Annotated in this window: 9 protein-coding genes; 4 read left to right on the plus strand and 5 right to left on the minus strand. The window is 60.5% G+C overall.

Annotation, left to right across the window (positions count from 1 at the left end; all coding sequences use genetic code 11):
• Positions 1-89: 89 nt before the first annotated feature.
• The 5 genes from prpF to ACCC96_RS29930 form a co-directional block, all read right to left on the minus strand.
• Complete coding sequence (gene prpF, locus ACCC96_RS29910) at positions 90-1,280, minus strand: 2-methylaconitate cis-trans isomerase PrpF (protein ID WP_258670229.1); 1,191 nt, start codon at positions 1,278-1,280, stop codon at positions 90-92.
• Between the two features lie 52 nt (positions 1,281-1,332).
• A complete protein-coding gene (acnD, locus tag ACCC96_RS29915; protein WP_413697706.1) occupies positions 1,333-3,927 on the minus strand; it encodes a Fe/S-dependent 2-methylisocitrate dehydratase AcnD in 2,595 nt (864 codons plus the stop codon).
• A gap of 111 nt (positions 3,928-4,038) precedes the next feature.
• A complete protein-coding gene (prpC, locus tag ACCC96_RS29920) occupies positions 4,039-5,166 on the minus strand; it encodes a 2-methylcitrate synthase (protein WP_413697707.1) in 1,128 nt (375 codons plus the stop codon).
• A gap of 151 nt (positions 5,167-5,317) precedes the next feature.
• Positions 5,318-6,208: a methylisocitrate lyase gene (prpB, locus tag ACCC96_RS29925; protein ID WP_413697708.1), complete on the minus strand. Its 891-nt coding sequence runs from the start codon at positions 6,206-6,208 to the stop codon at positions 5,318-5,320.
• Positions 6,205-6,927, minus strand: coding sequence for a GntR family transcriptional regulator (locus ACCC96_RS29930; RefSeq protein WP_019648256.1), 723 nt, complete (start codon positions 6,925-6,927; stop codon positions 6,205-6,207). Before ACCC96_RS29930 ends, prpB begins: the two co-directional genes overlap by 4 nt.
• Positions 6,928-7,223: 296 nt before the next feature.
• On the opposite strand from ACCC96_RS29930, the gene ACCC96_RS29935 reads away from it, so the two are divergent.
• From ACCC96_RS29935 to pabB, 4 genes are all read left to right on the plus strand, one after another.
• The gene (locus ACCC96_RS29935; RefSeq protein ID WP_258670236.1) at positions 7,224-7,760 is read left to right on the plus strand and encodes an ATP-dependent zinc protease; all 537 of its coding nucleotides are present in this window, start codon (positions 7,224-7,226) and stop codon (positions 7,758-7,760) included.
• 5 nt (positions 7,761-7,765) lie between these two features.
• Positions 7,766-9,301, plus strand: coding sequence for an inactive transglutaminase family protein (locus ACCC96_RS29940; RefSeq protein ID WP_413697709.1), 1,536 nt, complete (start codon positions 7,766-7,768; stop codon positions 9,299-9,301).
• Positions 9,301-10,287, plus strand: a complete 987-nt coding sequence (locus ACCC96_RS29945) for an alpha-L-glutamate ligase-like protein (protein ID WP_019648254.1) — start codon at positions 9,301-9,303, stop codon at positions 10,285-10,287. The genes ACCC96_RS29940 and ACCC96_RS29945 overlap by 1 nt, the downstream gene beginning before the upstream one ends.
• Before the next feature lie 257 nt (positions 10,288-10,544).
• Positions 10,545-11,882 (plus strand): aminodeoxychorismate synthase component I, encoded by a 1,338-nt coding sequence (gene pabB / locus ACCC96_RS29950; protein WP_413697710.1) that lies wholly within the window; start codon positions 10,545-10,547, stop codon positions 11,880-11,882.
• Positions 11,883-11,968 lie beyond the last annotated feature (86 nt).

Raw genomic sequence — 11,968 nt, forward strand, 5'->3', positions numbered from 1 at the left:
GCCGAAGGCTGCGATCTTTTGATCTTGATCCTGAAAAGCAAAATCAAAAGATCGCAGCCTTCGGCAGCTCCTACGGGGGATACATCAAGCTAGAAAGAATCCCCCGGCACGCGAACGTAACCTTCCATCAACACCCGGGCACTGCGGCTCATGATGGCTTTTTTCACCGTCCACTCACCGTTGACCTGAGTGGCCTCGGCGCCCACGCGCAAGGTGCCGGACGGATGGCCGAAGCGCACGGCGTTGCGTTCGATACCGCCCGCCGCCAGGTTGACCAAGGTGCCGGAAATCGCCGCCGCCGTGCCGATCGCCACCGCGGCCGTGCCCATCATGGCGTGGTGCAGCTTGCCCATGGACAGCGCGCGCACCAGCAAATCAATGTCGGTGGCAGTGATCTTCTTGCCGCTGGACGCGATGTAATCCGCAGGTGGGGCAACGAACGCCACCTTCGGCGTGTGCTGACGCTTGGCGGCTTCGTCCAGATGCTGAATCAGCCCCATGCGCAGCGCGCCGTAAGCGCGGATGGTTTCGAACATCGCCAAAGCCTCCAGGTCACTGTTGATCGCGCCCTGCAACTCGGTGCCGGTGTAGCCGATGTCTTCGGCGTTGATGAAAATGGTCGGGATGCCAGCGTTGATCAGGGTTGCCTTGAGCGTACCGACACCCGGCACTTCGAGGTCATCCACCAGATTGCCGGTGGGGAACATCGAACCACCGCCACCCTCTTCTTCCGCCGCCGGGTCCATGAATTCGAGCTGCACTTCGGCCGCCGGAAAGGTCACGCCGTCGAGTTCGAAATCACCGGTTTCCTGCACCTCGCCATTGGTGATCGGTACATGAGCGATGATGGTCTTGCCGATGTTGGCCTGCCACACGCGCACCACCGCCACACCGTTGTGCGGAATGCGGCTGGCATCCACCAGGCCATTGCTGATGGCGAACGAACCGACCGCCGCCGACAGGTTGCCGCAGTTGCCGCTCCAGTCGACGAAAGGTTTGTCGATGGCGACCTGACCGAACAGGTAATCGACGTCGTGATCGGCCTTGATGCTTTTCGACAGGATCACGGTTTTGCTGGTGCTGGATGTCGCGCCACCCATGCCGTCGATTTGCTTTTCGTACGGATCGGGGCTGCCGATCACGCGCAGCAACAAGGCATCGCGGGCGGTGCCTGGCATCTGCGCCGCTTCGGGCAAATCCTTGAGGCTGAAGAACACGCCTTTGCTGGTGCCGCCGCGCATGTAGGTGGCAGGGATTTTTATCTGAGATGCGTGAGCCATATTGATCCTGTATGGCCAGCGCGGGACTTGAAATCCCGCGCGGCTCGTCGTGTTAAACGGCAACCGCCGACTCTTCGAGGAAGTCCTGAGCGAAACGCTGCAACACGCCGCCGGCCTCGTAGATCGACACTTCTTCGGCGGTGTCGAGGCGGCAGGTCACCGGCACTTCGACGCGTTCACCGTTCTTGCGGTTGATCACCAGCGTCAGCGTCGCGCGCGGGGTGCGATCGCCGATCACGTCATAGGTTTCGCTGCCGTCTATTCCTAAGGTTTTACGATCGGTGCCCGGCTGGAACTCCAGCGGCAGCACGCCCATGCCCACCAGGTTGGTGCGGTGAATGCGCTCGAAACCTTCGGCGGCAATCGCTTCCACCCCCGCCAGACGCACGCCTTTGGCCGCCCAGTCCCGGGACGAACCCTGGCCGTAGTCGGCGCCAGCAATGATGATCAGCGGCTGCTTGCGTTCCATGTAGGTTTCGATGGCTTCCCACATGCGCATCACTTTGCCTTCCGGCTCCACGCGGGCAAGAGAACCCTGCTTGACCTTGCCGTTTTCCTGCACCATTTCATTGAACAGTTTCGGGTTGGCGAAGGTTGCGCGCTGCGCGGTCAAGTGGTCGCCGCGGTGCGTGGCGTAGGAGTTGAAGTCCTCTTCCGGCAGGCCCATTTTCGCCAGGTACTCACCCGCTGCGCTGTCGAGCATGATCGCGTTCGAAGGCGACAGGTGATCGGTGGTGATGTTGTCCGGCAGCACCGCCAGCGGGCGCATGCCCTTGAGCGGACGCGCGCCGGCCAGCGCGCCTTCCCAGTACGGCGGACGACGGATGTAGGTGCTCATCTCGCGCCAGTCGTACAGCGGCGTGACTTTCGGGCCGGTGTCTTCGTGGATGGCGAACATCGGAATGTACACTTGGCGGAACTGCTCCGGCTTGACCGAGGCCTTGACCACCGTGTCGATTTCTTCGTCGCTCGGCCAGATGTCTTTCAGGCGGATTTCCTTGCCATCGACCACGCCCAGTACATCTTTTTCGATGTCGAAACGGATGGTGCCGGCGATGGCATAAGCCACCACCAATGGCGGCGATGCGAGGAACGCCTGCTTGGCGTACGGGTGAATCCGCCCGTCGAAGTTACGGTTGCCGGAGAGTACGGCGGTGGCGTACAGGTCGCGGTCGATGATCTCTTGCTGGATCACCGGATCCAGCGCACCAGACATGCCGTTGCAGGTAGTGCAAGCGAAGGCCACGACGCCGAAGCCGAGTTGCTCCAGCTCTTTGGTCAGGCCGGCTTCATCCAGATACAGCGCCACGGTTTTCGAACCGGGTGCCAGGGACGACTTGACCCACGGTTTGCGGGTCAGCCCGAGTTTGTTGGCGTTACGCGCCAGCAGGCCAGCGGCGATAACGTTGCGCGGGTTGCTGGTGTTGGTGCAGCTGGTGATGGCGGCGATGATCACCGCGCCGTCCGGCATCTGGCCCGGCACGTCGTCCCACTTCCCGGAGATGCCTTTCGCCGCCAGATCCGAAACCGCTACACGGGCGTGCGGGTTGCTCGGGCCAGCCATGTTGCGCACTACCGAGGACAGGTCGAACGTCAGGCCGCGCTCGTATTGCGCGCCTTTGAGGCTGTCAGCCCAGAGGCCGGTCTGTTTGGCGTAGTTCTCGACCAGTTGCACTTGCTCGTCTTCACGGCCGGTGAGTTTCAGGTAGTCGATGGTCTGCTGGTCGATGTAGAACATCGCTGCCGTAGCGCCGTATTCCGGGGCCATGTTGGAAATGGTCGCGCGGTCGCCGAGGGTGAGGTTTGACGCGCCTTCACCGAAGAACTCCAGCCATGCGCCGACAACTTTTTGTTTGCGCAGGTATTCGGTCAGCGCCAGCACCATATCGGTGGCGGTGATACCCGGTTGCAGCTTGCCGGTAAGCTCGACGCCAACGCTTTCCGGCAAACGCATCCACGACGCGCGGCCGAGCATCACGCTTTCCGCTTCCAGACCGCCGACGCCGATGGCGATCACACCCAGTGCATCGACATGCGGGGTATGACTGTCGGTGCCGACGCAGGTATCAGGGAAAGCCACGCCGTCGCGCACCTGGATCACCGGCGACATTTTCTCCAGGTTGATCTGGTGCATGATCCCGTTGCCCGGCGGGATCACGTCGACGTTCTTGAAGGCTTTCTTGGTCCAGTTGATGAAGTGGAAACGGTCTTCGTTGCGACGGTCTTCGATGGCGCGGTTCTTTTCGAAGGCCTCGGGATCGAAGCCGCCACGCTCGACGGCCAGGGAATGGTCGACGATCAATTGCGTCGGCACCACCGGGTTCACTTGCGCCGGGTCGCCGCCTTGCAGGGCAATGGCATCGCGCAAGCCGGCAAGGTCCACCAGGGCGGTCTGGCCGAGAATGTCGTGGCACACCACGCGGGCCGGAAACCACGGGAAGTCGAGGTCGCGTTTGCGCTCGATCAGTTGCTTCAGGGAATCGGTGAGCGTGGCCGGGTCGCAGCGACGCACGAGGTTTTCCGCCAGCACGCGGGAGGTGTACGGCAGGGTGTCGTAGGCGCCTGGCGCAATGGCATCGACCGCCGCACGGACGTCGAAATAATCCAGAGAGCTGCCGGGCAGCGGTTTGCGGAATTCAGTATTCATCGTCAGGACTCGGTCACGGTAATTTCAATAGGTGGGCGCCTGGCACCGGGCTGAACCCCGACCTGCAGGGTTCCCGGTTCCTTCAGTAACCAGTACCGGCGCCCTCCCCGGTCAGCGTTGTTCGATTGGCACGAACTTGCGCTGTTCGACGCCGACGTACTCGGCGCTCGGACGGATGATGCGGTTGTGGGCACGTTGCTCGAACACATGCGCCGCCCAGCCGGTCAGGCGCGAGCAGACGAAAATCGGCGTGAACAACTTGGTCGGAATGCCCATGAAGTGATACGTCGAGGCATGGTAGAAGTCGGCGTTCGGGAACAATTTCTTCTGCTCCCACATGGTCTTGTCGATGGCTTCGGAGACCGGGAACAACACCGTGTCGCCCACTTCATCAGCGAGTTTTTTCGACCAGCCCTTGATCACCTCGTTGCGCGGATCGTTGTCCTTATAGATCGCGTGACCGAAGCCCATGATCTTGTCTTTGCGCGCGAGCATATCGAGGGTGCCTTTGATCGCCTCCTCCGGCGACGAAAAGCGCTCGATCATTTCCATCGCTGCTTCGTTGGCACCACCATGCAGCGGGCCACGCAGGGAACCGATGGCGGCTGTGATGCAGGAATACAGATCCGACAGCGTCGAGGCACACACCCGGGCGGTGAAGGTCGAGGCGTTGAATTCGTGTTCCGCGTAGAGGATCAGCGAAACGTTCATCACCTTGACGTGCAATTCGCTCGGCTTCTTGTCGTGCAACAGGTGCAGGAAATGGCCACCGATGCAGGCTTCGTCGGTCACGCAGTTGATGCGCTTGCCGTCGTGGCTGAAGCGATACCAGTAGCACATGATCGCCGGGAACGCGGCCAGCAGGCGGTCGGTTTTGTCGTGCTGCTCGGAGAAATCTTTCTCCGGCTCGATGTTGCCCAGGAACGAGCAACCGGTGCGCATCACATCCATTGGATGGGCGTCCGCGGGGATGCGCTCCAGCACTTCTTTCAGCGCTTGCGGCAGGTCGCGCAGCTTGCTCAGTTTCTCGGTATAGCCGGCCAGTTGTAACTGGGTCGGCAGTTCACCGTACAGCAGCAGGTAAGCCACTTCTTCGAACTGTGCGTCAGCCGCCAGTTCGCGCACGTCGTAACCGCGATAGGTCAGGCCGGCGCCCGACTGGCCCACGGTGGACAGTGCGGTTTGCCCGGCAACCTGGCCACGGAGCCCGGCGCCACTGAGTACTTTTGCTTCGGCCATTGCTGTCTCCAGTTTTCTTGAATTTGTTAGGGAATCGGCAAATTGTGATTCATCAGGTTATTAGAGTGATTCGCAAAAGATCGCAGCCTCGTTTCACTCGACAGCTCCTACACAGCTCCTACAGGGGCTGCGCGATCTTTTGATCTCTATTTCATTTCTTTGCCGCAAACAACGCATCGAGCTTCTGCTCGAAGGTGTGGTAGTCGATGCGATCGTAAAGCTCCATGCGCGTCTGCATGGTGTCGATGACATTCTGTTGCGTGCCGTCGCGGCGGATCGCGGTGTAGACGTTTTCGGCAGCCTTGTTCATCGCGCGGAACGCCGACAGCGGGTACAACACCAGCGACACATCGGCACCGGCGAGCTGCTCGGTGGTGTACAGCGGCGTCGCGCCGAATTCAGTGATGTTGGCCAGGATCGGCGCTTTCACGCGGCTGGCGAACAGTTTGTACATCTCAAGTTCAGTGATGGCCTCCGGAAAGATCATGTCGGCGCCGGCCTCGATGCACGCGGCGGCGCGATCCAGTGCAGACTCCAGACCTTCCACCGCCAGGGCATCGGTGCGGGCCATGATCACGAAGCTGTCGTCGGTGCGCGCATCAACAGCGGCTTTGATGCGGTCGACCATTTCCTGCTGCGAAACGATCTCTTTATTGGGACGGTGACCGCAGCGCTTCGCGCCGACCTGGTCTTCGATGTGAATCGCCGCCGCGCCGAACTTGATCATCGACTTCACGGTACGGGCGACATTGAACGCCGAGGAACCGAAACCGGTGTCCACGTCCACCAGCAACGGCAGGTCGCAAACGTCAGTGATACGGCGCACGTCGGTCAGCACGTCATCCAGGCCGGTAATGCCCAGGTCCGGCACGCCGAGGGAGCCGGCAGCCACCCCGCCCCCCGACAGGTAGATAGCCTTGAAACCGGCGCGCTTGGCCAGCAGCGCGTGGTTGGCGTTGATCGTGCCGACCACTTGCAGCGGATGCTCGCTGGCGACCGCATCGCGGAAACGCTGGCCTGGAGTGTTCTTGTTGGAACTCATGACTCACCTCGTTCAGTGGCTGTCGGGTTAGCGCCGTCCTGGTAGTGACGGGCGATATTGCGTTTGGAGGCGCCGATATGACGGCGCATCAACAACTCGGCCAGTTCACCGTCACGGTCGGCAATGGCATCGAGAATGCGGTGGTGCTCGGCAAACGCCTGGCGTGGCCGATTGGGCGTGGTGGAAAACTGGATGCGGTACATGCGCACCAGTTGATAGAGCTCGCCGCAGAGCATCTGGGTCAGGGTGCGGTTGCCGCTGCCCTGGATGATCCGGTAATGAAAGTCGAAATCGCCTTCCTGCTGGTAATAGCCGACGCCTGCCTGAAACGCCGCATCGCGCTCGTGGGTTTCCAGCACCCGGCGCAGGTCGTCGATTTCTTCAACGGTCATGCGTTCAGCCGCCAGACGGCACGCCATGCCTTCCAGGGATTCGCGGATTTCGTAGAGTTCCAGCAATTCGGCGTGACTCAGCGACACCACCCGCGCCCCGACGTGCGGCACGCGAACCAGCAGGCGCTGGCCTTCCAGACGGTGGATCGCCTCACGCAGCGGCCCGCGGCTGATGCCATAGGTGCGCGCCAGCTCCGGCTCGGAGATCTTGCTGCCCGGGGCGATCTCGCCCTTGACGATGGCCGCCTGAATGCGTCGGAAGACGTTTTCGGAAAGTGTTTCCGAGTCGTCCTGAACCGTGACCGGGGGATCGAGTTGATCCAGCATATTGTCGACACCTTTAAAAGCAATGCCGCAAAAACTAGCGAATAAGGCCGGTTACGTCAAAGGATAAATAGACATTGTCGACAATCGTCTAATAACCGCTTGCACCATAACGAAGCAGCACCCCCGGTTACAGCCGTCCGCCAGCGCTGGCGCCATAAAACCACCGTGCTAGAATGCCGCCCGCATTTGCTTGTCATCTGCATTGCCTGTCATAAAAAAGGATAGGCATACGAGGGAGCTTGTGCAGCAATGCCAGGGCCTTGAATTGAAGAACGGACCGCTGCGCATCAGGATTTATGAGACTCAAGCTCTTCACCACATTTCTTTGTCTTCTTGGCCTGTCAGGTTTTGCCGCGGCAGGGGAAAAGACTGTGTACGGCCTCAATGAGTACGCGTCGCTGGATGGCATCAACCTGGAAGTTGCCGCCAAACTCGACACCGGGGCGAAAACCGCCTCGCTGAGCGCCCGCGACATCAAACGTTTCAAACGCAATGGTGAATCCTGGGTGCGCTTCTATCTGGCCATCGACGCCGCGCATTCGTACCCGATCGAACGACCGCTGGCCCGTGTCAGCAAGATCAAGCGCCGGGCCGGCGACTACGACCCGGAAGAAGGCAAGAAGTACACTGCCCGTCCGGTCATCGAGCTGGATATCTGCATGGGGTCGGCTTTACGCAGTATTGAAGTGAACCTGACCGACCGCAGTGCCTTCCAATACCCGCTCTTGATCGGCTCCGAGGCACTCAAGCGTTTCGATGCGCTGGTCGATCCAAGTCTTAAATACGCTGCTGGCAAACCTGCCTGCGCCACCGACGCACATACCGCAGAGTAATTCCAATGCGCTCTCTTACCCTCCATCTGAAATTGCTGATCGCCATCCTGGTGGTGCTGGGCATTTCAGTTACGGCCTATCAGATTTTCGTGCTCGGTATTCCGGTGACTGAAGACGCCACCGATGACTTGTGGAACATCGACGCCAAGGTCGAGTTCGTCGCCAACGCCAAAGACCCGATCAAGATCCAGATGTTCGTGCCGCCGCTGAGCCGCGACTACGTGAGCCTTAACGAGAGTTTCATTTCCAATAACTACGGTGTGGCAGTGAACCGTGTCGACGGCAACCGCAAGGTCACCTGGTCGGCGCGTCGGGCCAAGGGCAACCAGACCCTTTATTACCGCCTGGTGCTGACCAAGCGCTACACCGGCGAAAAATCCAAGATCAAAGGGGCGACCTTCCGCGACAGCATCGCCGTCGAAGGTCCGGAAAAAATCGCCGCCGAAGCCTTGCTCGCGCCGATCCGCCAGCATTCGGCTGACGTCGAAACTTTCATCGGCGAAGCCATCAAGCGTGTCAACAACCTCAACGACGACAACGTGAAACTGCTGCTGGCCGGCGATCCGTCCACCGCGAACAAAGCCAAAATCGTCGAGCTGGTTCTGTCCATCGCCCACGTGCCGGTGGAAAAGGTCCACACCATCCGCCTGGTGGCCGATCAGCCGCAAACGCCTGAACTCTGGTTGCGCAGTTTCAACGGCACCGACTGGCTGTACTTCAACCCGGAAACCGGCGAACAGGGCCTGCCCACCGACCGCTTGCTGTGGTGGACCGGCGATGAAAACCTGATCACCGTCGATGGCGGCAAGAAAGCCAACGTCACCTTCAGCCTGAACAACAGCGAAATGAACGCCATTCGCCTGGCCAAGCTGACTGACGAGAACTCCGACGCCAATTTCCTCGATTACTCGCTGTACGGCCTGCCGCTGCAAACCCAGCAGACCTTCATGATCATGGTGATGATCCCGATCGGCGTACTGGTGATCCTGATCCTGCGCAACCTGATCGGCATCCAGACACTCGGCACCTTTACCCCGGTGCTGATCGCCCTCGCCTTCCGGGAAACCCAGCTCGGCTTCGGCATCGTGCTGTTTACCATCATCACCGCGCTGGGGCTGTCACTGCGTTCCTACCTTGAGCACTTGAAACTGCAAATGCTGCCGAGATTGTCGGTGGTGCTGACCTTCGTGGTGGTGCTGATCGCAGCAATCAGCCTGTTCAGCCACAAACTCGGCCTGGAGCGCGGGTTGTCGGTGGCGCTGTTCCCGATGGTGATTCTGACCATGACCATCGAACGCCTGTCGATCACCTGGGAAGAGCGCGGCGGCGGCCATGCCATGAAAGTGGCGATCGGCACGCTGTTCGCCGCCTCCCTGGGGCACCTGATCATGAGCGTGCCGGAACTGGTGTACTTCGTGTTCACCTTCCCGGCGGTCCTGCTGATCCTGGTGGGCTTCATGCTGGCCATGGGTCGTTATCGCGGTTATCGCCTGACCGAACTGGTGCGTTTCAAGGCTTTCCTGAAGGAGGCTGACGCCTGATGTTCGGTCTCTGGAAGACCTGGAAAGCCCTGGAGGCCCGGGGCATCATGGGGATCAATCGGCGTAACGCCGACTACGTGCTCAAGTACAACAAGCGCAGCCTGTACCCGATCGTCGATGACAAGATCATCACCAAGGAGCGCGCCATCGCCGCCGGCATCCACGTGCCGGAGCTGTACGGCGTGATCTCCACCGAGAAGGAAATCGATAACCTCAAGGAGATCATCGGCGGGCGCACCGACTTCGTGATCAAACCGGCCCAGGGCGCTGGCGGCGACGGCATCATTGTGGTTGCCGACCGGTTCGAGGGGCGCTATCGCACAGTGTCCGGCAAGATCATCGAGCATGAGGAACTCGAGCACCATATCTCGAGCATCCTCACCGGCCTGTATTCCCTGGGTGGGCACCGCGACCGTGCGTTGATCGAATACCGCGTGACCCCGGACCAGATCTTCAAAAGCATCAGCTACGAAGGTGTACCGGACATCCGCATCATCGTGCTGATGGGTTATCCGGTGATGGCCATGCTGCGCCTGCCGACCCGCCAGTCCGGTGGCAAGGCCAACCTGCACCAGGGCGCCATTGGCGTCGGTGTCGACCTGGCCACCGGCCTGACATTGCGCGGCACCTGGTTGAACAACATCATCAACAAACACCCGGACACCACCAACGCGGTAGACGGCGTGCAATTGCCCTACTGGGACGGTTTCATGAAACTGGCCGCCGGCTGTTACGAGTTGTGCGGGCTGGGCTACATCGGTGTCGACATGGTGCTTGACCAGGAGAAAGGGCCGCTGATTCTTGAGCTCAATGCCCGGCCCGGGTTGAACATTCAGATCGCCAACGATTGCGGGCTGACGTCCCGTACCCACGCGGTCGAGGCGCGACTCGAAGAGCTGAAGGCGCGCGGGATCACCGAAACGGCGCAGGAACGTGTGGCGTTCGTTCAGGAATTGTTTGGGCATATTCCGGCGGTTGAGGGCTGATCCTTGTGGCTCTTTGTGGCGAGGGAGCTTGCTCCCGCTTGACTGCGCAGCAGTCATAAAACGGCATACTCGGTTTCTCTGAAAACCGAGGGGCTGATTTTTTTGGGCCTGCTTCGCAGCCCGACGGGAGCAAGCTCCCTCGCCACAGGTAAACTTCCCTCGCCGTAGATGTATCTCTTGCCGACATCCCCTCTAGGAGCAAATCCTGCGGAGGACTACAATCGCTCCCCCGCCTCGTTGGCTGATCTGCCCCGCCCATGTTGACCTGTTCTGTACACCCGCTGCCCTATCGCGCCAACCCTGCCGAGTACTTCGCGGCGATTCGTCATGCCCCTGGTGCCGTGCTGCTCGACAGCGGCCGGCCGAGTGCCGAACGTGGGCGTTTTGACCTGCTCAGCGCCTGGCCGCTGGAGCAACTGGCCGTGTTGCCGGCTGAAAGCGGCAGCCATTTCCTGCAACGCCTTCGCAACAACCTTACACGGCTCGGTGAAGCAACCGTCTCTGACGATTTGCCCTTCGCCGGCGGCCTGATCGGCTACCTGAGCTACGACTTCGGTCGGCATCTGGAAAACCTGCCGAGCCAGGCGCGGGACGATCTGCAATTGCCCGACGCACGCTTCGGGCTGTATGACTGGGCGCTGATCAGCGATCACCACCAGGCCACCAGTCAACTGGTGTTCCACCCGACACTGATCGAAAGCGAGCGACAACGGCTGATCGAATTGTTCACTCAGCCCACCACCGAGAACATCCAGCCATTCAAACTGGACAGCCCGATGAGCGCCGACCTGAGCGCTGACGACTATCGGCAAGCCTTCGAACGCATTCAGCAGTACATCCAGGCTGGCGACTGCTATCAGGTCAACTTCGCCCAGCGCTTTCGCGCCCAATGCCAGGGCGATCCGTGGGCGGCCTATTGCGCGCTGCGGGCGGCTTGCCCGACACCGTTTTCCGGCTTCCAGAGCCTGCCCGACGGCGGCGCGGTGCTGAGCCTGTCGCCGGAACGCTTCGTCAAAGTCAGCGAACGCCACGTCGAAACCCGCCCGATCAAAGGCACCCGCCCTCGCGGCCTGACTGCTGCTGAAGATGCGGCGAACGCCGCCGAACTGCTGGCCAGCCCCAAGGACCGTGCGGAAAACCTGATGATCGTCGACTTGCTGCGCAACGATCTGGGTCGTACCTGCCGCATTGGCTCGGTACGGGTGCCGGAGCTGTTCAGCCTGGAAAGCTATCCGAACGTGCATCACCTGGTGAGCAGCGTTACCGGCGAACTGGCGGATGACAAGGACGCACTGGATTTGATCGCCGGCAGCTTCCCCGGCGGCTCGATTACCGGCGCGCCAAAGATTCGCGCCATGCAGATCATCGATGAACTGGAACCGACCCGTCGCGGGTTGTATTGCGGTTCATTGCTGTATCTGGACGTGCGCGGGGAGATGGACAGTTCCATCGCCATTCGCAGTTTGTTGGTCAAGGATGGGCAGGTGTGCTGCTGGGGCGGCGGGGGGATCGTCGCGGATTCGGATTGGCAGGCGGAGTATCAGGAATCGATTACCAAGGTGAAGGTGCTGCTCGATACGTTGCAGAACCTGTAATCCTTTTACTGGCCAACACCATCCTCTGTAGGAGCTGCCGCAGGCTGCGATCTTTTGATCTTGTTTTAAAAGCAAAATCAAAAGAT

It is taken from the genome of Pseudomonas sp. Pseusp11 (assembly GCF_047304405.1).
Classification (GTDB): domain Bacteria; phylum Pseudomonadota; class Gammaproteobacteria; order Pseudomonadales; family Pseudomonadaceae; genus Aquipseudomonas.

What these genes read in the sequence shown, in the direction of transcription:
- prpF (WP_258670229.1), bottom strand. Translation starts at nt 1,280, where the DNA reads ATGGCTCACGCATCTCAGATAAAAATCCCTGCCACCTACATGCGCGGC.
- acnD (WP_413697706.1), bottom strand. Translation starts at nt 3,927, where the DNA reads ATGAATACTGAATTCCGCAAACCGCTGCCCGGCAGCTCTCTGGATTAT.
- prpC (WP_413697707.1), bottom strand. Translation starts at nt 5,166, where the DNA reads ATGGCCGAAGCAAAAGTACTCAGTGGCGCCGGGCTCCGTGGCCAGGTT.
- prpB (WP_413697708.1), bottom strand. Translation starts at nt 6,208, where the DNA reads ATGAGTTCCAACAAGAACACTCCAGGCCAGCGTTTCCGCGATGCGGTC.
- ACCC96_RS29930 (WP_019648256.1), bottom strand. Translation starts at nt 6,927, where the DNA reads ATGCTGGATCAACTCGATCCCCCGGTCACGGTTCAGGACGACTCGGAA.
- ACCC96_RS29935 (WP_258670236.1), top strand. Translation starts at nt 7,224, where the DNA reads ATGAGACTCAAGCTCTTCACCACATTTCTTTGTCTTCTTGGCCTGTCA.
- ACCC96_RS29940 (WP_413697709.1), top strand. Translation starts at nt 7,766, where the DNA reads ATGCGCTCTCTTACCCTCCATCTGAAATTGCTGATCGCCATCCTGGTG.
- ACCC96_RS29945 (WP_019648254.1), top strand. Translation starts at nt 9,301, where the DNA reads ATGTTCGGTCTCTGGAAGACCTGGAAAGCCCTGGAGGCCCGGGGCATC.
- pabB (WP_413697710.1), top strand. Translation starts at nt 10,545, where the DNA reads ATGTTGACCTGTTCTGTACACCCGCTGCCCTATCGCGCCAACCCTGCC.